Source organism: Nakamurella endophytica, assembly GCF_014646215.1.
Classification (GTDB): Bacteria; Actinomycetota; Actinomycetes; order Mycobacteriales; family Nakamurellaceae; genus Nakamurella; species Nakamurella endophytica.
The window spans coordinates 31,725-55,892 of sequence record NZ_BMNA01000005.1 but is presented as its reverse complement, the minus strand read 5'-3'; the positions used below and the strand labels follow the sequence as shown (position 1 = coordinate 55,892).

The 24,168-nt window shown below is 75.3% G+C and carries 19 protein-coding genes; 10 read left to right on the top strand and 9 right to left on the bottom strand.

All coding sequences use genetic code 11. The features are described from left to right. The first annotated feature begins 4 nt into the window (after positions 1-4). On the top strand, positions 5-3,634 hold the full coding sequence (gene smc, locus IEY37_RS13905) for a chromosome segregation protein SMC (RefSeq protein ID WP_188942526.1): 3,630 nt from the start codon (positions 5-7) through the stop codon (positions 3,632-3,634). A gap of 54 nt (positions 3,635-3,688) precedes the next feature. Here the strand turns inward: smc and IEY37_RS13900 are convergent, their stop codons facing one another. Together IEY37_RS13900 and glnA are read right to left on the bottom strand one after the other, a co-directional pair. Beyond that, positions 3,689-3,982, bottom strand: coding sequence for a YciI family protein (locus IEY37_RS13900; RefSeq protein WP_188942524.1), 294 nt, complete (start codon positions 3,980-3,982; stop codon positions 3,689-3,691). Between the two features lie 355 nt (positions 3,983-4,337). After that, on the bottom strand, positions 4,338-5,759 hold the full coding sequence (glnA, locus tag IEY37_RS13895; RefSeq protein WP_188942522.1) for a type I glutamate--ammonia ligase: 1,422 nt from the start codon (positions 5,757-5,759) through the stop codon (positions 4,338-4,340). Positions 5,760-6,034: 275 nt separating this feature from the next. Between glnA and IEY37_RS13890 the strand changes: the two genes are divergently transcribed. Beyond that, entirely contained in the window at positions 6,035-6,439 is a 405-nt protein-coding gene (locus IEY37_RS13890; protein WP_229674434.1) for an RDD family protein, read from the top strand. A gap of 332 nt (positions 6,440-6,771) precedes the next feature. Here IEY37_RS13890 and IEY37_RS13885 read toward each other — a convergent pair whose 3' ends face one another. The 4 genes from IEY37_RS13885 to lipB all read right to left on the bottom strand — a co-directional run bounded on the left by IEY37_RS13885 (position 6,772) and on the right by lipB (position 10,710). Continuing rightward, a complete protein-coding gene (locus tag IEY37_RS13885) occupies positions 6,772-7,536 on the bottom strand; it encodes a DUF4191 domain-containing protein (protein WP_188942520.1) in 765 nt (254 codons plus the stop codon). 209 nt (positions 7,537-7,745) lie between these two features. Further along, positions 7,746-8,708, bottom strand: a complete 963-nt coding sequence (gene lipA / locus IEY37_RS13880; RefSeq protein WP_188942518.1) for a lipoyl synthase — start codon at positions 8,706-8,708, stop codon at positions 7,746-7,748. Positions 8,709-8,710: 2 nt separating this feature from the next. Continuing rightward, positions 8,711-9,817, bottom strand: coding sequence for a hypothetical protein (locus IEY37_RS13875; RefSeq protein ID WP_188942516.1), 1,107 nt, complete (start codon positions 9,815-9,817; stop codon positions 8,711-8,713). A gap of 164 nt (positions 9,818-9,981) precedes the next feature. Further along, a complete protein-coding gene (lipB, locus tag IEY37_RS13870) occupies positions 9,982-10,710 on the bottom strand; it encodes a lipoyl(octanoyl) transferase LipB (RefSeq protein WP_229674433.1) in 729 nt (242 codons plus the stop codon). A gap of 167 nt (positions 10,711-10,877) precedes the next feature. Here lipB and IEY37_RS13865 point away from each other — a divergent pair, with 167 nt between their 5' ends. The 3 genes from IEY37_RS13865 to IEY37_RS13855 all read left to right on the top strand — a co-directional run bounded on the left by IEY37_RS13865 (position 10,878) and on the right by IEY37_RS13855 (position 14,855). Next, positions 10,878-12,830: a protein kinase domain-containing protein gene (locus IEY37_RS13865; RefSeq protein WP_188942514.1), complete on the top strand. Its 1,953-nt coding sequence runs from the start codon at positions 10,878-10,880 to the stop codon at positions 12,828-12,830. Between the two features lie 111 nt (positions 12,831-12,941). Next, complete coding sequence (locus IEY37_RS13860; protein WP_188942512.1) at positions 12,942-13,289, top strand: antibiotic biosynthesis monooxygenase; 348 nt, start codon at positions 12,942-12,944, stop codon at positions 13,287-13,289. Positions 13,290-13,460: 171 nt separating this feature from the next. Next, entirely contained in the window at positions 13,461-14,855 is a 1,395-nt protein-coding gene (locus IEY37_RS13855; protein WP_188942510.1) for a glycine--tRNA ligase, read from the top strand. A 233-nt stretch (positions 14,856-15,088) separates the two neighbouring features. Here the strand turns inward: IEY37_RS13855 and IEY37_RS13850 are convergent, their stop codons facing one another. After that, on the bottom strand, positions 15,089-16,705 hold the full coding sequence (locus IEY37_RS13850; RefSeq protein ID WP_188942507.1) for a M1 family metallopeptidase: 1,617 nt from the start codon (positions 16,703-16,705) through the stop codon (positions 15,089-15,091). A 358-nt stretch (positions 16,706-17,063) separates the two neighbouring features. On the opposite strand from IEY37_RS13850, the gene IEY37_RS13845 reads away from it, so the two are divergent. The 5 genes from IEY37_RS13845 (at position 17,064) to IEY37_RS13825 (ending at position 22,551) form a co-directional block, all read left to right on the top strand. After that, positions 17,064-17,702: a YdcF family protein gene (locus IEY37_RS13845; protein ID WP_188942505.1), complete on the top strand. Its 639-nt coding sequence runs from the start codon at positions 17,064-17,066 to the stop codon at positions 17,700-17,702. Between the two features lie 83 nt (positions 17,703-17,785). Beyond that, on the top strand, positions 17,786-19,006 hold the full coding sequence (locus tag IEY37_RS13840) for a deoxyguanosinetriphosphate triphosphohydrolase (protein ID WP_373298346.1): 1,221 nt from the start codon (positions 17,786-17,788) through the stop codon (positions 19,004-19,006). A gap of 203 nt (positions 19,007-19,209) precedes the next feature. Then, entirely contained in the window at positions 19,210-21,138 is a 1,929-nt protein-coding gene (gene dnaG, locus IEY37_RS13835) for a DNA primase (protein ID WP_188942501.1), read from the top strand. A gap of 1 nt (position 21,139) precedes the next feature. Beyond that, entirely contained in the window at positions 21,140-21,685 is a 546-nt protein-coding gene (locus IEY37_RS13830; RefSeq protein ID WP_188942499.1) for a hypothetical protein, read from the top strand. A gap of 203 nt (positions 21,686-21,888) precedes the next feature. Next, complete coding sequence (locus tag IEY37_RS13825) at positions 21,889-22,551, top strand: DUF1707 SHOCT-like domain-containing protein (protein ID WP_188942497.1); 663 nt, start codon at positions 21,889-21,891, stop codon at positions 22,549-22,551. A gap of 83 nt (positions 22,552-22,634) precedes the next feature. Here IEY37_RS13825 and IEY37_RS13820 read toward each other — a convergent pair whose 3' ends face one another. Further along, positions 22,635-22,808 carry a hypothetical protein gene (locus tag IEY37_RS13820; protein ID WP_188942495.1) on the bottom strand — a complete coding sequence of 58 codons (174 nt, stop codon included), beginning with the start codon at positions 22,806-22,808 and terminating at the stop codon, positions 22,635-22,637. 137 nt (positions 22,809-22,945) lie between these two features. Beyond that, positions 22,946-23,794, bottom strand: coding sequence for a hypothetical protein (locus tag IEY37_RS13815; protein ID WP_188942493.1), 849 nt, complete (start codon positions 23,792-23,794; stop codon positions 22,946-22,948). Between the last annotated feature and the right edge of the window lie 374 nt (positions 23,795-24,168).

Below are 24,168 nucleotides of genomic sequence, written 5' to 3'. Positions count from 1 at the left end.
GCACGTGCACCTGAAGTCGCTGACGCTCAAGGGCTTCAAGTCGTTCGCGTCGTCGACCACCCTGGTGTTCGAGAAGGGCATCACCGCCGTCGTGGGCCCGAACGGGTCGGGCAAGTCCAACGTCGTGGACGCCATCGCCTGGGTGCTCGGCGAGCAGGGTGCCAAGGCGCTGCGCGGCGGCAAGATGGAGGACGTCATCTTCGCCGGCACGGCGGACCGGCCGCCGCTCGGCCGCGCCGAGGTGACGTTGACGATCGACAACTCCGACGGCGCCCTGCCGATCGAGTACTCCGAGGTCGCCATCACCCGCCGGATGTTCCGGGACGGCGCCGGCGAGTACGAGATCAACGGCCGGGGCTGCCGACTGCTGGACATCCAGGAGCTGCTGTCCGACTCGGGGATCGGCCGGGAGATGCACGTCATCGTCGGCCAGGGGCGGCTCGACGCGGTGCTGCAGGCCCGTCCGGAGGACCGCCGGGCGTTCATCGAGGAAGCCGCCGGGGTGCTCAAGCACCGCAAGCGGCGGGAGCGCGCGGAGCGTCGGCTGGCCGCCATGCAGGCCAACCTGACCCGGCTCACCGATCTCACCGCCGAGCTGCGCCGGCAGCTCAAGCCGCTGGGCCGGCAGGCCGAGGTGGCCCGGCGCGCCGCCGGCGTGCAGGCCGAGCTGCGCGACGCACGGGCGCGGCTGCTGGCCCACGACCTGGCCGAGCTGTCCGCGCACATCGAACACGAGACCAGGGACGAGGCGCTCGCCCAGCAGCACCGGGCGCAGGTCCAGCAGCAGTTGGCCGCCGTGCAGGACGAGGAGCGCGCGGCAGGCGCCGCGGCGGCCGCGGCCGGGCCGGCGCACGCAGCCGCCCAGGAGACCTGGTTCGCGCTGTCCGCGCTGGCCGAGCGGTTCCGTGGCACCGTGACGCTCGCCCAGGAACGGCAGCGCAACCTGGCCGCACCCGTCGAGCCGCCGCGGGGCGGCCGTGATCCCGACGAGCTCGACGCCGCGGCCGAGCGCGCCGAGACCCAGCAGGCGGTGCTGGACCGGGCGGTGGACACGGCCCGCTCCGGGGTGGACGCGGCGACCGCCGCCCGCGCCGCCCTCGAGGACGAGCTGCGCGCCGCGGAGGCCGCCCTGCTGCAGGCGTCCAGGGCGGCGGCCGACCGCCGTGAGGGCCTGGCCAGGCTGACCGGCCAGGTGAACGCCGTCCGGTCGCGGTTGGCGGCGGCCGACGACGAGATCGAGCGGCTCGGCCGCGCCATCGACGCGGCCGCGGCTCGGGTGGCGGCGGCCACCGCCGAGTTCGAGACGCTGCAGGACTCGGTCGGTGATCTGGACCAGTCCGAGGAGGGCCTGGACGAGGCGCACGAGGCGGCCCAGGCGGCCTGGGAGTCGACGGCCGCCCGCGTCGCCGAGCTGACCGAGTCCGCCCGGTCGGCCCGGGCGGAGCAGGCCCGGCTCACCGCGCGGGTCGACGCCCTGGCGCTGGCGGCGGAGCGTCGGGACGGCGCCGCGGACCTGCGTCGTGCCGGCGAGCTGCCGGGATTCCGCGGCGTGCTCGCCGAGCTGGTCGAGGTGGCTCCCGGCGACGAGGTGGCGCTGACCGCCGCGCTCGGCGCGCTCGCCGAAGGCGTGGCCGTCGGCTCCGTCGACGACGCCGTCGCAGTGCTGGACCTGCTCCGGGCGCGCGACGCCGGGCGGGCGGCGCTCCTGGTGGGCGGCGCACCCGATCCCGCCGCCCGGCCCGCGCCGCTCGAGGGTGCGCGGTGGGCGGCCGACCTGGTGACCGTGCCGCCGGAGCTGCGGGCCGCCGTCGACCGGGTGCTGGCCGGGGTGGCGGTCGTGACCGACCTGACCGCCGCCGCGGCGGTGCTGGCCGGGCATCCGGAGCTGACCCTGGTCACCGCCGGCGGTGACCTGCTGTCGACCGCTTCGGCCGTCGGCGGGCAGGGCAGCGGCCAGGGCGTGCTCGAGCTGCAGGCCGCGCTGGACGGCGCCCGCGCGGAGCTCGACGCCGTCACCGCCCGGGTGGCGGAGCTGGCCGCGGCCCACGCCGGGGCAGCGGCCGAGGAGCAGCGGTGCCGGACCGACGCGGACCGCACCCTGGCCGCGCTCCACGAGTCCGACGCCCGGCTGTCTGCGGTGGCCGAGCAGCTGGGCCGGTCCGGGGAGGCGGCCCGGTCGGCCGCGGCAGAGGCCGACCGGCTCACCCGGCAGCGCTCGGTCGCCCTGGAGCAGCGGGAACGGCACGCTGCCACCGTCGCCGAACTGCAGGAACGGCTCTCGGTGGCGCAGCGGGCGGAGGTTCCGGAGGAGTCCGACACCACCGGGCGGGACCGGCTCCGGGACCGGGTCGGGGCGGCCCGGCAGCGGGAGATGGACGCCCGCCTGTCGCTGCGCACCGCGGAGGAGCGGGCCCGGTCGTCGGCCGGCACGGCGGAGGCTCTGCGCCGCGCGGCCCGCCAGGAGCGGGAGGCCCGGGCACGTGCCGAGGCGGCGCAGCAGCGCCGGGCCGCCCAGGCGGCCGCCGCCGGGCGGGTGGTCGAGGCCGGTGGCCGGGCCGCCGAGCGGCTCGAGCGGTCGTTGCAGGCCGCCGTGGCGGCGCGGGACGTGGCGGCCCGCCGCCGGACGGCGGCCGACGAGGCGCTGTCCGCCGCCCGCACGCGGTCCCTGGAGCTGCAGCGCGAGTGGGACGCGTTGACCGACGCCGTGCACCGCGACGAGGTGCAGCGCGCCCAGCAGGCACTGCGGCTGGAGCAGCTGGCCGAGCGGGCGGCCACCGAGTTCGCGATGACCGCCGCGGACCTCGTCGCCGAGTTCGGCCCGGACGTGCCGGTGCCACCCGGCGTGGTCGAGATGACCGAGTTCGAGACCGCTCGCGACCGGGGGGAGGACGTCACCGCGCCCGGTCCGGTGCCGTTCGACCTGGAGACGCAGCAGCGCCGGGCCCGCCGCGCCGAACGGGACCTCGCGCTGCTGGGCAAGGTGAACCCGCTCGCGCTGGAGGAGTTCGCGGCGCTGGAGGAGCGGCACTCGTTCCTGTCGACGCAGCTCGAGGACCTGCGGTCCACGCGGCGCGACCTGCAGTCGGTGATCGCCGAGGTGGATGCCAAGATCCTGGAGGTCTTCACGTCGGCGTACCACGACGTCGCCCGGGAGTTCGGCCAGGTCTTTGCGGCGCTGTTCCCCGGCGGCGACGGCGAGCTGGTGCTCACCGACCCGTCGGACATGCTGACCACCGGCGTCGAGGTGCACGCCCGGCCGCCGGGCAAGAAGGTCAAGCGGCTGTCGCTGCTGTCCGGCGGGGAGCGCTCGCTGACCGCGGTGGCGCTGCTGGTGGCCATCTTCCGGGCCCGTCCCAGCCCGTTCTACATCATGGACGAGGTCGAGGCGGCACTCGACGAGGTCAACCTGACCCGGCTGGTCGGCCTGCTCGCTCAGCTGCGGGCGTCCTCGCAGTTGATCATCATCACGCACCAGAAGTTCACCATGGAGGCCGCCGACGCGCTGTACGGCGTCTCGATGCGCGGCGACGGGATCAGCCAGGTGATCAGCCAGCGGATCCGCGCCGCCGAGCCGGTCGGCGCGGCCGCCGGGGCAGCGGCGGCCGGCGGGACGGCTGCGGCCGACGGGTCCTGACCCCGACGCCGCGGTGGCGTCCGGTGCGGGTCGGTCGGGCCGCGGCCGGCGGCCTCAGGACGCCCAGGGACCGCTGACCGGCGACCAGCCGTGCACCCGCCGCTCCGCGATGGCGCCGATGTGCAGGAAGGGGTCCTCGTCGAGGGCGCGCTCGACGGCGGCGGCGTCGGGCCCCTGCGCCACCAGCAGGGCACCGGGGACATCCGTGAACGGGCCGGTGGACAGCATGACCACGGTGCCGGCCGGGTCGGCCAGGTCGCGCAGGAACGCCCGGTGCGCCGGCCGGTGCTCGTCGCGCAGCTGGTCGGTGTGCTCGCCGTAGGTGTACAGCACCGCGAACAGCGGCATGGGCGGTTCCTCCTGGTGGTCGGCCGGTCCGTCCCGGCGCCTTGCGACTCCCGCGCGGCCGGACGGCGGCGAGCGGGTCCGGGGGCTGCCGGCGTCACGAGTATGGGACCCCGGCCCTCGCCCGGCCGCCACCGGCTCCGGATGGGCGGCGGTACCCGGCGGCCGGGCGCGACGGGCGGTGTCCGGCCCGGGGGCCGAGCGTGACGGGTGGCCGCGCACGACCGGTCCGCCGATCGCGCCGTCCTGTGGACGACGACGGCCCGCCACCCCGGGAGCGGGTGGCGGGCCGGGACGGCGACGCCGTGGTGGACGGCCGCGGCGACCTCCGGCGACGCCGGAGGTCGCCGCGCAGCGATCAGATGTCGAAGTACATCGCGAACTCGTGCGGGTGCGGCCGCAGCCGGATGGCGTCGATCTCCTCGCGCTTGAGCCGGATCCACGTCTCGATCAGGTCGTCGGTGAACACCCCGCCGTCCAGCAGGTAGGCGTGGTCGGACTCCAGCCGGTCGATCACCGCGCCGAGCGAACCCGGCACCTGCGGGATGTTCGCGGCCTCGTCCGGCGGCAGCTCGTACAGGTCCTTGTCCACCGGTGCCGGCGGCTCGATCTTGTTCTTGATGCCGTCCAGGCCGGCCATCAGCATGGCCGCGAACGCCAGGTAGGGGTTCGAGGACGGGTCGGGGCAGCGGAACTCGAGCCGCTTGGCCTTGGCGTTGGTGCCGGTCAGCGGGATGCGGATGCAAGCGGACCGGTTCCGGGCCGAGTAGACAAGGTTGACCGGGGCCTCGAAGCCGGGGACCAGCCGGTGGTAGCTGTTGACCGTCGGGTTGGTGAAGGCCAGCAGTGACGGCGCGTGGTGCAGCAGGCCGCCGATGTAGTAGCGGGCCACGTCGGACAGGCCGCCGTAGCCGGCCTCGTCGTAGAACAGCGGCTGGCCGCCCATCCACAGCGACTGGTGGGCGTGCATGCCCGACCCGTTGTCACCGAACAGCGGCTTGGGCATGAAGGTGGCCGTCTTGCCGGCCGCCCAGGCGGTGTTCTTGACGATGTACTTGAACAGCATGATCTCGTCGGCCGCGGCGAGCAGGGTGTTGAAGCGGTAGTTGATCTCCGCCTGCCCGCCCGTGCCCACCTCGTGGTGCCCGCGCTCGACGGCGAAGCCCATCGAGGTCAGGTTGGCGACGATGTCCTCGCGCAGGTCGGCCTGGTGGTCGTACGGCGGGACGGGGAAGTAGCCGCCCTTGAAGCGGGTCTTGTACCCGAGGTTGCCACCCACCTCCTCGCGGCCGGTGTTCCACCAGCCCTCCTCGGAGTCCACCGAGTAGAAGCTGCCGCGCGCCGACTCGCCGAAACGGACGTCGTCGAAGATGTAGAACTCCGCCTCGGGGCCGAAGAAAGCCGTGTCGGCGATGCCCGTGCTGGCCAGGTACTCCTCGGCCTTACGGGCGACGTTGCGCGGGTCGCGGGAGTACGGCTGCAGCGTCAGCGGGTCGTGCACGAAGAAGTTGCACGTCATGGTCTTGCGGCGGCGGAACGGGTCGATCCGCGCGGTGGTGACGTCCGGCAGCAGGGTCATGTCGGACTCGTGGATGGACTGGAAGCCCTTGATGGACGACCCGTCGAACGCCATGCCGCCGGCCAGCGAGTCGGCCGAGACCGTGGCGGCGGGCACGGTCAGGTGGTTCATGACGCCGGGGAGGTCGCAGAACCGGATGTCGAAGACCTCGACGTCGTTGTCCTTGATGTAGGCGACCAGCTCTTCGGGCGTGGAGAACACTCACACACTCCTTCGTGTCGACGTGACGATCGCCCTGCCGGCGGGCGGCAGGACGGCGGGCGGACCTGCTGGACTCGTCGCCTCGGGTGACGGCGCCTCCGGCGGGGGATCCGGTCGGCGCGCACACTTCCGGGTCCGCTCGCGGAGGCATCCGGCGCCGGGCTCACGCTAGGAACGAGGTGTTGCCCGAGGGTCTCCGCGACGTTTCGCGACCGTTAACGCGGTCGATTCGGCGACGCGCCGGCCCGGGTCGGGCGGCACCTACCCTGGGCAGCGTGACCGCGGCGGACGAGACCTACCCCGGCAGGCGTTTCGGGCTGCCTCGCGAGGGGGTCGGCGCGGTGGCGCCGATGGGCGTGCGGGTGGGGGCGTTCGCTCTCGACCTGGCCGTCTCGTTCCTCGTGGCACTGGCGTTCACCCGCCCTGCCCTGCCGCAGAACTGGAGCCTGCTGGTCTGGGCGGTGCTGACGGTCGTGTCGGTCGGCCTGTTCGGGTCGAGCCCCGGTCAGGTTGCACTCGGCATCCGGGTGGCACCGGTGGGTGGGGCCGCGCTCGTCGGGCTGTGGGCAGTGCCGCGGACGGCGCTGGTGTTCGTCGTGGTGCCGCCGCTGCTCACCGATCAGGACGGTCGTGGGCTGCACGACCGGCTGTGCCGGACGGTGGTCGTCCGCAGCCGGTAGGCGGTCGGCGCGGGATCGCCGCCGGACCGGCGAGCGCGGGGTGTTCAGGCGCCGCCCAAGGCCTGGTGCGTTGCCCAAGGCCTGGTGCGTTGCCGGAGGCCTGGTGCGTTGCCGGAGGCCTGGTGCGCCGCCGGAGGGCTGGTGCGCCGCCGGAGGGGTGCCGCGCCGTCGGCGTCTGGCATGTAGCAGGGAGCCGGATCCAGCGTGACCGCCGTTGCGCCGTTGCCGCGACCGGGACGTGCCGTGCGTGTGGGGGCGAGTGACGGCCGGACGGCGGGACGGTGCTCGAACCGACAGGGTCCATCCGCAGCGAGCGGTGCGGCCGTCCGGCCTCAGCGACGCCGGGCGGTGCGCTGCACGTTCCGCATCCGGGCCCCGGCCGGCATCGGGCCCTTGGGCATCCCGGCGGCCGGGCCGGCCTTGGCCGACAGCGCGGACAGGCGGTTGTCCAGATCGGTGACCTCGGTCGGGGAGATGTTCCGCGGCAGCTTCAGCAGCGACGGGTTCAGCTTCTTGAGGGGCGTCTGGCCGTCCTCGTTGCCGACGATGATGTCGTAGATCGGGGTGTCGCCCACGACCCGGGAGATGCGCTTCTTCTCCTGCGCGAGCAACGGCTTGACCCGGTGCGGGGCGCCCTCGCCGACGAGGATGATCCCGGGCCGGCCGACGACGCGGTGCACGGCGTCCAGGTGCGAGGTCCCGGCCACGGCCGGGGTGATGCGCCATCGGCCGCGGAGGTTGTTCTGCAGGGACCAGGCGGCCGCGCCGGGCGTCCCGTCGGCCTGCCGGTAGACGTTTGACTGCACCCGCCGGGCGAACACGATCAACGCCACCATCGCGCCCATGATCAGGCCGAAGATCAGCCCGAGCCACCAGAAGATCCCCAGCAGCAGGGCGATGCTGACGATGACCGCGGTGACGACGACGAGGACGCCGACCAGGATCGGGACGAGCTTCTTGTCCTCGCGGCGCTGCATCTGGAACGCCTGCCAGATCTGGCTGCGGCGCTCCTTCTTGGCGGCCCGCGACGCCACCTTCGCCGCCTTCTTCCCCTCCTTCGAGAGCGGGGAGGATCCCGACGACGTGCTCTTGGCCATACCCCCAGTTTACGGCCCGGGGTGCGCCACCGGCGCCGATACGACGCCTGCGCTGCCGTCGCCCGGAAGCCGTCCCGCAGGTCGGTACCGCCTCGAGCGGATGTGCCGCGTATGCACGCGACGCCCGCGGCCGGGACCAGGTCCCGGCCGCGGGCGTCGTCGTCGGAGCTCCGTCGTCCTCGCGGAAGCCGACGGGTCGCGGTCCGGTGTCAGGCGGTGAGTGCCGTCTCCGCCGGTGTGCCTGTCGCGGGGGTGAGTCCCCGTGCCTCCAGCGCCTGCCGGTACAGGGTGCCGGCGCGGTAGGAGGAGCGGACCAGCGGCCCGGACATGACACCGGCGAAGCCGATCTCCTCGGCCTCCTGGCGCAACTCGACGAACTCCGCCGGCTTGACCCACCGCTCGACGGGGTGGTGTCGCGGGGTCGGTCGCAGGTACTGCGTGATCGTGACCAGGTCGCAGCCGGCCTCGTGCATGTCCCGCAGCGCCTGGGAGATCTCCTCCCGGGTCTCGCCCATGCCGAGGATCAGGTTCGACTTGGTGACCATGCCCGCCCGGCGTCCCTGCGTCAGCACGTCCAACGACCGCTCGTAGCGGAAGGCCGGACGGATCCGGCGGAAGATGCGCGGGACGGTCTCCAGGTTGTGCGCGAAGACCTCGGGAGCGGCGTCGAAGACCTGCTGCAGCAGTTCCGGTCGCCCGGAGAAGTCCGGTGTCAGGATCTCGACGCCGGTGTCCGGCGCCAGCTCGTGCACCTTGCGGACGGTCTCCGCGTAGAGCCAGGCGCCTTCGTCGGGCAGGTCGTCGCGGGTGACGCCGGTGATGGTGGCGTACCGGAGGTTCATCGTGCGGATCGACTCCGCCACCCGGCGCGGTTCGTCCCGGTCCAGCTCACCGGGCTTGCCGGTGTCGATCAGGCAGAAGTCGCACCGGCGGGTGCACTGGTCGCCGCCGATGAGGAAGGTGGCCTCGCGGTCCTCCCAGCACTCGTAGATGTTGGGGCAGCCGGCCTCCTGGCACACCGTGTGCAGTCCCTCGCGGGTGACCAGCGACTGCAGCGCCGTGTACTCCGGACCCGTCCGCAGCCGTGTCTTGATCCAATCGGGCTTGCGCTCGATGGGCGTGGCGGCGTTGCGGACCTCCAGGCGGAGCAGCTTGCGGCCCTCCGGTGCCATGGTCACGCCTTGCCGCCGGAGGTGCCGGTCGTTCCGGTGGTGCCGGTGCTGCCGGTCGTGCCGGAGCCGGGGGTCGGGGTGCGGCTCGCACCGGCTGCGGTTCCGGACGTCGTGGTGCCGGACGCTGCGGTGCCCGGGGCGGACTCCTTGCCGGCCTGTCCCGGGGTGCCACCGGACGTGGTGGCGGCGCCCTTGGCGGCGGCATCCGTCGCCGTGCCCGCTGCGTCCTTGGCCTTGTCGGCGGCGGAACCGGCGGTGTCCTTGGCCTTGTCGGCGGCGGAACCGGCGGTGTCCTTGGCCTTGTCCGCGGCGGTGTCGACACCACGGGCGGCCGCGACGGCTGCCTTGTCGCCGGCCGAGGCGACCGTCTCACGGGCGTTGTCCACCGCCTCCTTGGCGGTTCCGGCGGCGTCCTTCACGGCCTCGGCCACCTTGCCGGAGACGTCGGCCAGCTTCTCCTTGGCGGCGTCCGCCGCGTCGGCGACCCTGTCCTTGAGGTCCCCGCCCGCCGGCTTGCCGGCCGTGGGCGGCGGCGTGGTGGGCGCCGGGCGGGATTCGGGCGCGGGCAGCGACGGCTTGCGCAGTGCCTTCACCGCTCCGGCGACGGCAGCGGCGAGGGCGGCCAGGAGGACCAGACGCAGGATCGGGTGGCCCTTGCGGCCGGCCTTGTCCGCCTTGCGCGCGTTCTTCTCGGCCTGGGCGGCGATCTTGGCGGTCTTCTTGTCCGCCTCGCGAGCTGCGGCGGCGGCCTTGGCGGCCAGCACGGCGGCGGCCTTGGCGGCCCGGCCCTTCGTCGCGGTGGCGGCGGTGTCCAACGCGGTCTGTGCCTGCGCCTGACCCTTGGCGGCGACGGCCCGGCCGCGCCGGGCGGCACGCTGGGCCGCCTTGCGACCTCGGCGGGTGGCCTTGTCGGCGGTCACGGCGAGGCCGCCGGCCACCTTCTCGGACACCTCGGTCGCCCGCCCGGCGAGCTCCTTGGCGGCGTCCGACGCCACGTGCGCCACCTTGCCGGCCACCTCGTGAGCCTGGTCCAGGACCTTCTCGGCCACGTCACCGACCTTCACCGCGGCCTCCTGCGCGGTGGTGGTCAGAGAGGTGGACTTGCTCATGGGGGTGCTCCTTGTCGTCGGGGTCGTAGGCGCCGCGCTGGCGGCGGTGGGGTCGTCCGCGGTTCGTGAGGTCCGCGCTTCTGGCCGGTCGTCCCGGGCGGGATCGTCCACGCTGGTCCGGTCGTGCATCGCGCAACCCCCGTCGGTGTCGGGCCGGTCCGCCGTCATCGCGTCAGGGCCGGGTCGAGGCGCCACGAGACGCCGGGCGCCGGGGCCTGGCGGTCGAGGACGCTGCTGTCGACAGACAGCTTTCCATCCAGACCGCGGGTGATCCACTCGATCACCACGGGCAGCGCGTCGGTCACCGTCACGGTGCGGCCCAGTTCCGCCGAGAGCGAGGTGACGCCGGCGTCCCGGATGCCGCACGGGACGATCCTGTCGAAGGCACCGAGGTCGGCGTCGCAGTTCAGGGCGAATCCGTGGGTCGTCACGCCGCGCGCGATGCGGACGCCGATCGCGGCCACCTTGCGCTCCGGTCGGCCGTCCGAGGCGGGCAGCCAGACGCCGCTGCGCCCGGGCACCCGGCCCGCGGCGGGCAGGCCGAGCTCCGCGCAGGCGCCCATTAAGGCCTGCTCGAGCATCCGGACGTAGCCGACGACGTCCACCGGTTCGCGCAGCGCCACGACGGGATAGCCGACCAGCTGGCCGGGCCCGTGCCAGGTGATGCGACCGCCGCGGTCCACGTCCACGACGGGCGTCCCGTCCACCGGGCGGTCCTCGGGTTGCGTGCGGCGGCCCGCGGTGTAGACGGCGGGATGCGTCAGGAACAGGACGGTGTCCGGTTCGGAGCCGGCCACCCGGCCCTCCGCGAGCCGGCGTTGCCGGTCCCAGGCAGCGACGTAGTCGACCTCGCCGACCTCGATCACCCGCAGTGGGTGTGTCCCGTCTCGCACGAGCGACACGGTACGCCGCAGCGCCGACAGCGGATCGGCGTCGTTGCGCCTCGCGGCGCGGTCGGGGCGGGTGGACGACGCAGCCTGGGCGCCCCTTCCCGTCGGCCCCCCGGGGGGCTGTGGACAACGCCGACGCGGTCGCGCCGCGAATCCCTAGCGTCCGGTCCGTGGATGCACAGCTGGCCGGCTACCGCCTCGTCGAGGACGTCGGCGTCGACCCTGTCGGGTGCACGGTGCGCGGTGTCCGGGTCGCCGACGGACAGCCGGTCCGGCTGACCGTCACGAGCGACGACGACGTCGCGGTGCTGCGCCGCCGGGCCGAGCTCGCCGGCGCCGTCGACCACCCGCACGTCCTGCCCGTCCGCGAGGTCGTGGTCGACGGGGAGCTCGCCGCCCTGGTGACCGACGACCCCGCAGCCGGGACGCTGGCCGCGCTGCTGCACCGGCGGACACGGCTCACCGCGGGCGAGGTCGTCACGGTGCTGCGGCCGGTGGCCGAGGCGCTGTCCGTCGCGCACGAACGGGGAGTGCTGCACGGCGACCTGACGGCGGCGGACGTCCTGTTCGACCCGGACGGCAGGCCCCGGCTCGACGGCCTGGGCGCGGTGCAGGCCGCGGAGGAAGTGTCCGGACGCGGGCGGCGGACCCCGGCCGACGTGGCGCCCGAGGTGGCCAGGGGTGGCCCGGTCACCGCGGCGTCCGACGTGTTCGGTCTCGGGTCCCTGGCCCTCGCCTGCCTGACCGGAGCGCCGGCGTGGGCGTCGGCCCTGGACCTGGAGGACGTCGTCGTCCAGGCGACGGTCGGGCAGTGGCCGGACCCCGGTGACGGCCCGGGCGCGACGCCGGTGGGCCGGCTGATCCGCGCCATGCTCGACGCCGATCCGGGTCACCGGCCGGGCGCTGCCACCGTCGCCCTGCAGTTGCGGTCGGCCGGACGACCGGTGCCCGTCCGCTTCGACGACGCCGCGGCCCCGGAAGGATCAGGCCCGGGCGGATCGGTCTCCGCGTCGGGACCCGGATCGCGGGAGAGGTCCGGGCGCCGATCGACGGCGGGCCGAGCGGCGCGGTCGGGCACCGGATCCGCGCAGGACCGACGCACAGCCGCCCGGCGGCCGGCGCGACCGTTCGCGGGCGGGTCGACAGGCCCCCGGCACCGCAGGCCGGATGCGGACCGCAGCCGGAGCGACGACGGCAGCCCCGCCACGACCTGGCGGCGCGCCGCGGCGGTGTGCGTCGCCGCGGCCGTACTCGTGGTCGTCGCGGTGCAGGTGGGGCTGTCCTGGGCGCGGTGGGACGACCGCGGCCGCGCAGCCGCCGCGGTGCCACCGCCCAGCGCGTCCGGCACCGCGGGGCCGATCGCCACGACGACGTCGCCCGCCCGGGCCAGACCGACCGGCATGGTCGGATCCGGCTCGGCGGCGCCGCCAGGTACGGCACCCGGGTCGTCGTCGGCGGCAGCCCGACGCACGACGGCGGCGCGGCGGACGTCCGGCAGAGCCGCGCCACCGGCGCCACCGGCACGACACAGGCCGTCGCCCGCGCCCGCGGCCGTCGGGTCCAGCACCGGGACCACGTCGGGAGGTCCGTCGGCCCTGTCGGGCGACCTCGGTGCTTCGCCACCACCAGCCTCGGGCGCCGGCGGGCGCCCGGCCGGACCGACGTCCACGCCGGCCCGGCCTGGGGCGGATCGGGCGACGGGCAGCGGCGCCACGGGCGGCGGGTCGATCGGAGCGGTCGACCGTCCCGCGGCGTGGCTGGACCTCGTGCGGGAGCTGGACCAACGGCGGGCCCGGGCCTTCGTCGAACGGCGGGCCGACGTGCTGGACTCGGTGTACACCTCGACGGCGGCGGCCCGCGCAGAGGATGCCGCCCGCATCGGCGAGCTGCGTCACCGCGGATGGCGGGTCAGCGGCGCGGCGCACCGCACCGTCTCGGTGGTGAGGTCCCCGGCGTCCGGAACGGTCCAGCTGACCGTGGTCGACGTGCTGCCCGCCTACCGCGTGCTCGACGACTCGGGGCGGCAGGTGGCCAGCACGCCACCTCGGGGAGCCGCGGCCCGCCGGTGGGTGCTGGTCCGCACGGCAGCGGGCTGGCGCATCGACCAGGTGCGGTCGGGATGACGCCGGCGACGTCACGACCGGGCGCCCGTCGGGACCTGTCAGGTGCCGCTCAGCCCGTGGCACCCGCCGGGCCTCCCCGGGTCTGCGGGCCGGCCGGGTCAGGATGGTGCGATGTTCCTGCTCGTCGCTCACTTCCGGGACGACCGGCCCGACGGGGCCGCAGGTACCGGCGAGCCGGAGGTGCCGTCGCCGGCGGAGCTGCTCGCCGCCGCCCCGGAATGCCGGTGGTTGCGGTACGCACGGTCCACCGAGGACGTCCGGCGGAGGGTGCTGGTGGCGGAGTTCGGCACGGCGGCCGACTACCGAGCGGCGCTGTCCCCGTTCCACGTGCGGGAGTCGGTCGTGCCGTGGTTGTCGACCGCGGACGTGGCGTGGACCGGGCTGAGCGAGGTGCTGCTGTCGGCCGACGGCGGCAGCGTCGACCGACATGTGCCCACCGTCGATCCCGACGGTGGGTGACCACGGTCGGGCCGCCGGCCCGCGACCGACGGGGTGGGTGGTCCGGGCGGTCGTCGGCGGCGTTGCGGATCGTTAGGCTCGAAACGGCGCACCGACGCGTCCGGCCCGCGCGCCCGCGTCCGGCCGCCAGCACGCCGGGCCGCGCCCGGCCGCCGACAGAGGGACTCCGCCGTGCCCGCCTCCCGTGCCACCGACCGGATCGACGCCGTCGTGTCCCTGGCCAAGCGCCGGGGCCTGGTGTACCCGAGCGGCGAGATCTACGGCGGCACGCGCTCCGCCTGGGACTACGGCCCGCTGGGCGTCGAGCTCAAGGACAACATCAAGCGCCAGTGGTGGAACTCGATTGTCCGCTCGCGCGAGGACGTCGTCGGGCTCGACTCTTCGGTGATCCTGCCGCGGCAGGTGTGGGTCGCCTCCGGCCACGTCGCAGCATTCGTGGATCCGCTGGTCGAGTGCACGAACTGCCACCGGCGGTACCGCGCCGACCACCTCGAGGAGGAGTTCACCGAGCGGAAGGGTCGGGCCCCGGAGAACGGGCTCGACGATATCGCCTGCCCCAACTGCGGCATGCGCCACACCTGGACCGAGCCCCGCGAGTTCAACGGCCTGCTGAAGACGTTCCTCGGTCCCGTCGAGGACGAGTCCGGGCTGCACTACCTGCGGCCGGAGACCGCCCAGGGCATCTTCGTCAACTTCAACAACGTCTCGACGTCGTCGCGGAAGAAGCCGCCGTTCGGCATCGGCCAGATCGGCAAGTCGTTCCGGAACGAGATCACTCCCGGCAACTTCATCTTCCGCACCCGCGAGTTCGAGCAGATGGAGATGGAGTTCTTCGTCCGCCCGGGCACGGACGAGGACTGGCACCAGTACTGGATCGACCACCGGCTCGCCTGGTACGTGGACCTGGGCATCGACCGCGACAACCTCCGGCTGTTCGAGCACCCCCAGGAGAAGCTGTCGCACTACTCCAAGCGGACCGTGGACGTGGAGTACCGGTTCCACTTCGCCGGCAGCGAGTGGGGTGAGCTGGAGGGCATCGCCAACCGCACGGACTTCGACCTGCGCACGCACTCCGAGCACTCCGGGACCGACCTGTCCTACTTCGACCAGGAGTCGGGGGAGCGCTGGTACCCGTACGTCATCGAGCCGGCGGCCGGCGTCGGGCGGCCGATGATGGCGTTCCTGCTGGAGGCCTACGCCGAGGACGAGGCGCCGAACACCAAGGGTGGCGTCGACAAGCGGGTGGTGCTGCGGCTCGACCCGCGACTGGCTCCGGTCAAGGCGGCGGTGCTGCCGCTGTCCCGGCACGCCGACCTGGCACCGGCGGCGCGCGCGCTGGCCGACGAGCTGCGCCGCTCCTGGAACGTCGAGTACGACGACGCCGGCCAGATCGGCCGCCGGTACCGCCGCCAGGACGAGATCGGCACGCCGTTCTGCGTGACGGTCGACTTCGACACGGCCACGGACCAGGCGGTCACCATCCGGGAGCGCGACTCGATGGAACAGCAGCGGATCGGCATCGACCAGGTGCGGTCCTACCTGTCGGAGCGGCTCGTCGGCGCCTGACCCCCGCTGCTCGTAGGTCCGGCAGCGCCCGGCCGGTTGCGGCGAGGACCGACGGCCATCGGGTCCACCGAGAGTCGCGCCGGTGGCCGGCCGCGGCCTCCTGGGGCGACTCAACCGGCCCGCCGCGCCGGTGCTGCCGGATCGCGCCCGTCTCGCTGACCGGCCGCGCCTCTGCTCCCGCTGCCCGCGCCGGTCCGGCGGCCGGCTCGGAACCCGCCGGTCCGGCGGCCGGCTCAGAGTCCGCCGGGATGCCGGTACGGGTCCGACGGGACCACGCGGCCGCGGAACCAGGCGTCGAAGAAGCCGGACAGGTCCCTGCCGGCCACCTGCTCGACGAACGCCTGCCACGCCTCGAACGTGACGGTCCGGCCGGCGTTGCGCGTCGGCCACTCCCGCAGCACCGTGGCGAACGCCGCTTCGCCGATCTCCTTGCGGAGCGCGTGCACGGCGAGCGGTCCGCGGTCGTAGACCGACGAGAACTCGCGTCCCGGGCCCATGTCGACCAGGGGCGTGCGCCAGAACCGGGCGTCACCGGCGACCGCCTTCATCCGCCCGGTCCACCACCGGTCCAGGTCGGTGCCATCGACGTCCTCGTGCCACAGCAGCGGCGCGTACGACGCCAGGCACTCGTTCAGGCAGATGTCCCGCCAGCGCTGCACGGCCACCGAGTCGCCGTACCACTGGTGGGCCAGCTCGTGGACGATCGTGTCGGTGTCGACCCAGTCGGCGTACACCGGCCGGGTCGCCGTCTCGAGGGCGAACGCCAGCGGCTGACCGGTGTAGATGCCGCCCACCGCCTCGAACGGGTACCTGCCGAAGTGGTCGGCGAGCACCTCGACGATCCGCGCCGTGTCGGCGGCCAGCTTGCGGTACCTGCCCGCCTCGGACCCCGGCGCGAACGCCGAGACGATGAGCCGCCCGTCGGGCAGCGTGCCGACCTCGGTGCTGAACCGGTCGATGTAGACGGTGGTCAGGTAACTGGCGACCGGGACCCGCTGCGCCCAGCGGAAGGTCGCCATGCCGGCGGGCGGCGGCACGACACCGTCGGTCAGCCGGACGCCGCCGGAGATCACCTGCCACGGGGTGGGCACGGTGGCGGTGACGGTGAACGTCGCCAGGTCCGCGGGGTGCTCGTTGACCGGGTACCACGCCGACGCGGAGAACGGCTCGCCCGCCACCACGGCGCCGCCGGAATCCGTCCGGTACCAGCCGCCACCGCTCGCACCTGCTGTGCCGCCGCGGATCTCACCCGGCTGCCCGGCGTAGTCGACGACGACCGACAGGGCGGCGCCGGGATCGAGACCACGGGCCGGCGTCACCACGAGTTCGGCACCGTCCTGCCGGAACGCTGCGTCCGTGTCGCCGACCTGCACCTGGGACACCCGCATCGACGGCTGCAGGTCCAGGTCGAAGCGGCCGAGCCGGCCCGGCGCGGTCACCGAGCCCTCGACGGCCGTGCGGGCGGACAGCCGGTTCGCCGCGGGGTCGTACGTCAGCGTGACGTCGTAGGAATCCACCTGGTAGCCGCCGTTGCCGGCGAGCGGGTAGTACGGGTCCCCGATCCCGGCTGCACCGGCGGCGCCGTCGGGGTCCGCCGCGCGGCCTGTGGACGGTGTCGCGGACGGGGCCGTGCCGCTCTTCCCGGTCGCCGTCCCCGAGCCGCTCACCGGCAGGTCGGGGGTGGACGGGTCCGTCCGGGTGCCGGTGACCCCGGGCGTGCCGGACGGTCCGACCGACGTCGGCAGGGAACCCTGGGTCTGTGCGGTGCCGCCCACGGTGGCGGTGCAGCCGACCAGCAGCGCGGCCGCGACAACCGCGGCGGCCGCTCGCGTCCCGCGCCGAGGTCTCACGCGGCCACGCTAACCCGGGCGCCGGTGCCCACGGGTGGGAACGACCGGCGAGGAACCGGCGGGCGGCTGGCATGATCAGGCAGGACCGGGCGAGTCGGGAGTCGGGCCCGAGTCGAGTCGAAGTCCAGTCGGAGTCGAGTCGGAGTCGGACCCGAGTCGCTTCCGGGTCGGGTCCGATTCCGACTCGGTCAGCCGATGGACGCGGACCCGGACGCGGTGTCGAGCGACCGCAGCAGCGCGGCCGGGGACAACCCCCGCTGGGGGCGCCGCGTCGACAGGCCACCGCCGCCGGTACCGGCGGCGGACCCCCGACAGGAGACCTGTGCCGACAGTCGCGGCGGACCGGACGGAGGGATCGGTGCAGCGCAGACCCGCGGTCCGTGCCGCCCGCGGTCTCGGCCGGTACCTGGCCGGTGCGCTCGTCGTGCTGGCACTCGCGGTCGGCGGCCTGGCGGTCCGGGTGGTCCAGGCCGGCCATCTGCAGCAGCTGGACCCGGCGGACGCCATCGTGGTGCTGGGTGCCGCGCAGTACGACGGGCGCCCGTCCGACGTGTACGCCGCGCGCCTGGACCACGCCGCCGCGCTGCAGCGGGCCGGCGTCGCCTCCCGCATCGTCACCGTCGGCGGCGGGCGGGCCGGCGACAGGGTGACCGAGGGCGAGGCGGGCCGCCGCTACCTGGCCGGGGCCGGCGTCGACCCCGCTGACCTGCTCGCCGTGGGCATCGGCGGGGACACCCTGGTGTCGCTGCGGGCAGCGGCGCAGCAGTTGCGCGCCCGCGGCTGGACCCGGGTCGTCCTGGTCACCGACCCGTGGCACATCCAGCGGTCCCGCACCATCGCCGCCGACCTGGGCCTGACCGTCCGCTCCGCGCCGGTCACCGAGGGACCCGCGGTCCGGGCCGGCGTCGAGCCCCGCTACGTGCTGCGGGAGACCCTGGCCACCGCCTTCTACCTGCTGACCGGCGGCTCCTCGCAGCTCGGTCCGGCGGTGCTGTGACCCCGCCTCCGACCGGCGGCGGCACCGCCCGCTACCGCGCCGCCGACCGCGAGCGGCGGGTCCCGGAGGCCGCCAAGTCGGCGGTGCTGGCCGGCACGGACGCCGCCACCGCGGAACGCGGCGACTTCGCCCGGGACCGGGCCCGGGTCCTGCACTCCGCGGCGTTCCGGCGCCTCGCCGGCAAGACCCAGGTGGTCGCACCGGAGGAGGACGACGTCCCCCGCACCCGGCTGACGCACTCCCTGGAGGTGGCGCAGATCGCCCGGGACGTCGGCAGCCGGTTGGGCTGCGACCCGGACCTGGTCGACCTCGCCGGGCTGGCCCACGACATCGGTCACCCGCCGTTCGGGCACAACGGGGAACAGGCTCTGGACCGGGTCGGCGCGGCCGCAGGCGGCTTCGAGGCCAACGCCCAGAACCTGCGGCTGCTGACCGTGCTCGAGCGCAAGGTGGTCGACCCCGACGGGCGGCCGGCCGGGCTCAACCTGACCAGGGCGGCGCTGGACTCGGTGGTCAAGTACCCCTGGCCCCGGCCGCCGGGCGGCGGAAAGTTCGGGGTCTACGCCGACGAGCAGGCGGTGCTGGACTGGGTGCGACGGGACGTGCCCCTCGCCTCCGACCAGCCGCCGCGCAGCCTGGAGGCCCAGGTCATGGACTGGGCCGACGACGTCGCCTATTCGGTCCACGACGTCGAGGACGGGATCCTGGCCGGCCGCATCCCGCTCGACCTGCTGGTGGACCCCGGCGAGCGGGACGCCACCGCCGAGCGGGCGGCGGCCGACCTGCCGGGGACGCAGGCGGGTCGACTCCGCGAGGTGTTCGACGACCTGCTGGCGCTGCCGGCCGTCGCCGGCGGGCTGCGGGCGGCCGCCGCCGAGCCGTTGGACGGCTACCGGGCCGGAGCCGCCGTCAAGGCGGTGACCAGCGAGCTGACCGGCCGCTTCGTCGCCGGGGCCGTCGCCGCCACCCGGGCCGCGCACGGACCCGGCCCGCTGCACCGCTACGACGCCGACCTGGAGGTCCCGGAGGTGCTGCGGCACGAGGTCGCGCTGCTCAAGGCCATCGCCGTCCGCTACGTGATGGCGGACCCGGCCCGGCGGGTGGTGCAGGAACGGCAGCAGGAGGTCGTCGTCGAGCTGGTCACCGTGCTCGCGGACCGGGGACCCGCCGTCCTGGACGCCGTCTTCGCCGACGCCTACCGGCAGGCCGGGGACGACGCCGGCCGGTTGCGGGTGGTGCTGGACCAGGTGGCCCTGCTCACCGACGCGCAGGCCGTGCTCCGGCACCGCCGGCTGTGCGGCTGACCGCCGGCGCCACGGCTGCTGGGCGGCTGTGCCGCCGGATCGGCGGCCCGGCAAGGACCGGCCGGACCGCCGAGCCGACCGCCTGGGGGAACGCCGCCTGCACCGGCCGCCGCCCGACCTGCCGTCGAGCGGACCCGGGCCCCACGACCGGTGCAGGTGCAGCACCGGCTCGGCCGGCCGCCGCCCGGACATAGACTCGTCCCGTGGCGGGCCGGATCTCCGAGACGGATCTGGGGCGGGTCCGCGAGGCCAACCGCATCGACCAGGTGGTGGCCGAGTACGTCGCCCTGCGGCCGGTCGGCGGCGGCAACCTCAAGGGGCTGTGCCCTTTCCACGACGAGAAGACTCCGTCGTTCCAGGTGTCGCCGAACCGCTCGGGCGGCCGGTACCACTGCTTCGGCTGCGACCAGGGCGGCGACGTCTTCGAGTTCGTCATGCAGATGGAACACCTGGAGTTCATGGAGGCGGTCCACCGGCTCGCCGACCGCGCCGGCGTCCACCTGACCCTGGTGCAGGGCGGCAGCTCGACCCGCGAGGAGCGCGGGACCCGGTCCCGGCTGATCGCCGCCAACCGGGCCGCCGCGGAGTTCTACGTCGCCCAGCTGCGGACGGACGCCGCCGGCCCGGCCCGCGCCTACCTGGCCGAGCGCGGCTTCGACGACGCGGCCGCCGCGCACTTCGGCTGCGGCTACGCCCCGGCCGGTTGGGACGCGCTCACCACGGCGCTGACCGCGCAGGGCTTCTCGCTGCAGGAGCTGGAGAAGGCCGGCCTGTCGCGGGCCGGCGAGCGCGGTCACATCGACCGGTTCCACCGCCGGCTGCTCTGGCCGATCCGTGATGCCTCCGGCGACGTCGTCGGCTTCGGTGCCCGCCGGCTGTACGACGACGACCGGATCGAGGCCAAGTACGTCAACACTGCCGAGACGGTGCTGTACCGCAAGTCCCAGGTGCTGTTCGGGCTCGACCTGGCCAAGCGGGACATCGGCCGGCAGCGGCGCGCCGTGGTGGTCGAGGGCTACACCGACGTGATGGCCATGCACTTGGCCGGCATCACCACCGCCGTCGCGTCGTGCGGGACCGCGTTCGGCGACGAGCACATCAGCGTCCTGCGCCGGTACCTCGCGGACGGCGACCTGGTGCCGGGCGAGGTCGTGTACACCTTCGACGGGGACGCCGCGGGTCAGAAGGCCGCCCTCAAGGCGTTCGACTCCGACCAGCGGTTCGCCGCCCGCACCTTCGTCTGCATCGCACCGGACGGCATGGACCCGTGCGAGCTCCGGCAGTCCGGCGGCGACGCCGCGCTGCGCGAGCTGCTCGACCGCAAGCAGCCGCTGTTCGCCTTCGCGATCCGGGAACGGCTGGGCCACTTCGACCTGGACACCGCCGAGGGCCGGGTGGCCGCGGCGGCGGCGACCGTGCCGATCGTCGCCGGGATCAAGGACCAGCGGCTGCGGGACGAGTACGCCCGGCAGCTCGCGGGCTGGTTGGGTGCCGACCACACCGACATCGCCGGGCGGGTCCGGTCCGCGGCCCGGGGTACCGCGCCGGACGCGCCGAGGTCGCCGTCGCGGCCGGCGACCCGCCCGGCGCCGGCACGGCCGGCCGGTGCCGAGCCGGCCGGGCGGCCGGTGCGGGCCGGGCTGCCGCGCGCGGACGACCTGCGGCTGCTGCCAGAGCGGGAGCTGCTCAAGATGGCGTTGCAGCAGCCGGCCCTGCTCGCCCTCGGCTACCGCCAGGTCGACGCCCGGTCGTTCGCGGGCGAGGCGTACCGGCGGGTGCACGAGGCGGTGACGGCGGCCGGCGGTCCGGCGGCGGCGCTGGGGCAGGGCGTGGCCGCCTGGATCACCGCGGTCTCCGGCGAGCTGCCCACCGGCCCGCTGCGGACCCTGGTCAGCGAGCTGGCCGTCGAGCCGGTCAACACCCGTTCCGAACCGGACGCCCGCTACGCGGGCGCGATCCTGGCGAAGCTGGCGGAGCGGGTCGCCGCGGCGGACGAGCGGGACATCCGGTCGGAGCTGCAGCGGGCGGAGGCGTCCGGGGACCAGGAGCGGGCGCGGCTGCTGGCCGCCGACCTGATGAGCGTGTCGGCGTACCGCAGGGCGCTGGCCGAGCGGGCGAACGGCGGCGTCTGACGTGGCGCTGTTCGGCCGGCGGTCGCGGCGGTTGCCCCCGCCGGTGGCCGCCCGGGTCGCGCCGGACGAGCGGGTGCTGGCGGTGGCGTCACTCGCCGAGGGCGACGCCCTGGTGGCGACCCGCTTCGGGCTGTGGTGGCAGACCGGCGACGACGCCGTGCGCTGGGACTGGCACGGCATCTCGCGCGCCGCGCTGGCCGACCGGGTGCTGACCGTGACGCTCGCCGAGCGGATCGACGTGTGGCCCGACGGCACGGAACTGATGGTCGACCTGCCGCCCCGCCGGTTCACCCTCGCGGACCGGACGGTGCTCACCGACGTTGTGCACGCTCGGGTCCGCGGCTCCGTGGCCGTCAGCGCCCACCTGCCGCACCCCGCCGGCGGCGCGTGGCTGGTGTGGCGCCGCGTCGCCGGGCGGGACGGGCTCACCCGGCAGGTCCGGCTCGACCCGGGCACGGACGCGGCGGCGCCCGGGTTCGCCGCCGCGGCGGCCGCGGGTCTGGCCTCGCTGCGGCCGGACGGGGCGGGTGCGGGGGACCGGCGCTGACCTGCGCCGCCCGGTGCCGCCCGGTGCCGCCCGGTGCTGCTCGGCACCGCGCGGTGCCGCGACAGCGCCGGCGTGCGGCTGCCCCGCCGCGGCCGGCGCCGGCCCGGTCGGCGCGGGGTGCCCGTCGGACGTCCCGGTCGGGGATCCCGGGCCCGACGCCGAGGGCCGCTGCGGCCGCTCCGCGGGCCGGTACGGTGTCGGCCATGACGGGGGAACTGCCGGCCGCCGATCCCGGGCGCCTACGGGCCTCCGACCGCGACCGTGAGCAGGTGGCCGCCGTGCTGTCCACCAGCATGGCCGAGGGCCGGTTGACGGCCGACGAGCTGCAGGAACGACTCGACGCCGTCTACCGCGCCCGCACCCTGGGCGAGCTGGAGCCGCTGACCCGGGACCTGCCGGCGCACCGTCCGCTCGCCCCGACAGTCGCCGGGGCGCCCGCCGTCCGGCCCTCGACGGGCGCGGTGGCCGGCGTCGGCGGGATCCCGACCTCGCGGTCGGCGATCGCCGTGTTCGCCGGGGCGGAGCGCAAGGGCCCCTGGGTGGTGCCGGAGCGCTTCACGGCGCTCGCCGTCTTCGGTGGCATCGAGCTGGACCTGACCGAGGCACGGTTCGCCGAGGCCGAGGTGACCATCACCGCGGTGGCGGTCTTCGGCGGCATCGAGATCACCGTCCCGGACGGCGTCGCGGTCCGGGTCGACGGGGCCGGCGTCCTCGGCGCCTTCCAGCAGGACCGCACCTCGACGTCGGAGACGCCCGGGGCACCGCTGGTCCGCATCACGGGTGCGGCGGTCTTCGGCGGCGTCGAGGTGCACCGTGCCGACCGCGCCGACCGTGCCGATCACCGTAAGGAGCTCCCCGGTCACTGACGCCGGCGGCCGGCCGGCGCGCCGCCGGTGTGCCGGGGCCGGTCGACGGCAGCCGGGCCGACCGGCCGGCGAGCGGTCGGCGGTCAGCGCCCGTGGATCAGCTCGCTGATCTTGGCGCGCACGACGCCGGCCGCACCCTGCACGGCGGGATGGTCCGCGGCACGGGAGCTCCAGCGCTTGATCTGCTCGTAGCGCTCCCGGCCGGCGCGGGAACCCAGCACGTAGCCGATAGCGGCGCCGAGGACGAGTCGGAACATCGGCACACCTCTCTGCAGGGCCTGATCGGCCGGACGGCTCCGGGCCGACTGCCCGGGCGCGCCCGTCAGTGTCCCTCACCGCAGCGGCCGCCCACACCACCCGCTGGTGGGTGTGCGCCCACCGCCGCGGCCGGCGGTCAGCCGGCGACCGGCACGGTGAGCCGGTCCAGCACCGTCCTGCGGTGCCACAGCGTCTCGCCCGGGCTGCGGATGGACAGGTCGTAGCGGAGCTCGACGACGACGGCGTCCACCCCGGCGGTGTGCAGCGCGGCATCGGACGGGACGCCGGTGCCGCCGTCGGCGCGCCAGCGCTCCAGCAGGGCGTCGGCGATGCCGCCGCTGGTGACGGCGGAGGCGTACGGGTACGTGGCGGTCACGGTCCACCCCGGCAGGTCGCCGGTCGGCGCGTCGGTCCACTGGTCCAGGAGCACGTCGTCCAGCACGGGCACGACGGCCAGGGTGCGCCACTGCACCGTCCAGCGGTCGAGCAGCACCTGCGGGGCGGTCGCGCCGGTCACGGACAGGTAGGCGGCCAGGTGCAGATCACGGGCCGAGGTCGCCGACCACTGCGCGGTGGGCACCTGCGTCCAGTAGTCGACCCGGAGGCCGAAACGCTCGCCGTCCACCGGCAGCGACCGGCGCAGGCTGTTGCGGGCCAGGTCGTTGCGCACGGTCGGCCGGGTGCCGGTGGCACTGGGAGCGGTGACCGCGGCCGGCGTCGTCACACCGCCGGCGGTCACGGTCCCCGCGGCGGTGTCGGTCCCGGCCGCGGAGGAGGCGGCGCCGGACGTCGCGGTCGGACCGGCAGAGGCCGTGCCGGTCGTGCCGGACGTGCCGGCGGATGCGGCGCCGCCGTTGCAGGCGGCCAGCAGTGGCACCAGCAGCAGCGCCGCCAGCCACGGCCGCAGGGCCGGCCGTCCGCCGATCCGACCGTCCGGCGACGTCCGGTGGCCGGCTCGCCGCTCCTGGTGCACCGCTTGACGCATCGCTTGCCGCACCGCGTGCCTCACCGCTTGCCGCACCACGGCGCGCCCGTCACCGGTGACCGGGTGCCGCCCGGTGTCCCGTCCCGCCATCACATCCCCCTCCGTGCCCGCAGCGGACGCTAGCCCGCCGGCCTGCCGCCGAGGCGGCGCTCGACCCCGGTTCCGCCGACCGGCGGCACCGGTGGTCACGCACGGTGATGTGCACCGGCGCGGCGCCCGGAGGTGCGCCCGTCCGGGTACCGACGGCGCCGCGGGACCGGGCCACCGCGTGTCGCGCCCCCGCCAGGTGCGAAACCCGGTGACAGTCGTAGCGTGTGACCCGGACCGCACGGGGCACCGTGCAGTCACCGGGGACACCCGAGGCGAAGGGGGTG

Coding starts and splice junctions, on each gene's coding strand:
- IEY37_RS13900 (WP_188942524.1), bottom strand. CDS start 3,982: ATGCCGCTGTTCGCGGTGCTGTACACCTACGGCGAGCACACCGACCAG.
- IEY37_RS13885 (WP_188942520.1), bottom strand. CDS start 7,536: ATGGCCAAGAGCACGTCGTCGGGATCCTCCCCGCTCTCGAAGGAGGGG.
- lipA (WP_188942518.1), bottom strand. CDS start 8,708: ATGGCACCGGAGGGCCGCAAGCTGCTCCGCCTGGAGGTCCGCAACGCC.
- IEY37_RS13875 (WP_188942516.1), bottom strand. CDS start 9,817: ATGAGCAAGTCCACCTCTCTGACCACCACCGCGCAGGAGGCCGCGGTG.
- IEY37_RS13860 (WP_188942512.1), top strand. CDS start 12,942: ATGTTCCTGCTCGTCGCTCACTTCCGGGACGACCGGCCCGACGGGGCC.
- IEY37_RS13825 (WP_188942497.1), top strand. CDS start 21,889: ATGACGGGGGAACTGCCGGCCGCCGATCCCGGGCGCCTACGGGCCTCC.
- IEY37_RS13820 (WP_188942495.1), bottom strand. CDS start 22,808: ATGTTCCGACTCGTCCTCGGCGCCGCTATCGGCTACGTGCTGGGTTCC.
- IEY37_RS13815 (WP_188942493.1), bottom strand. CDS start 23,794: ATGCGTCAAGCGGTGCACCAGGAGCGGCGAGCCGGCCACCGGACGTCG.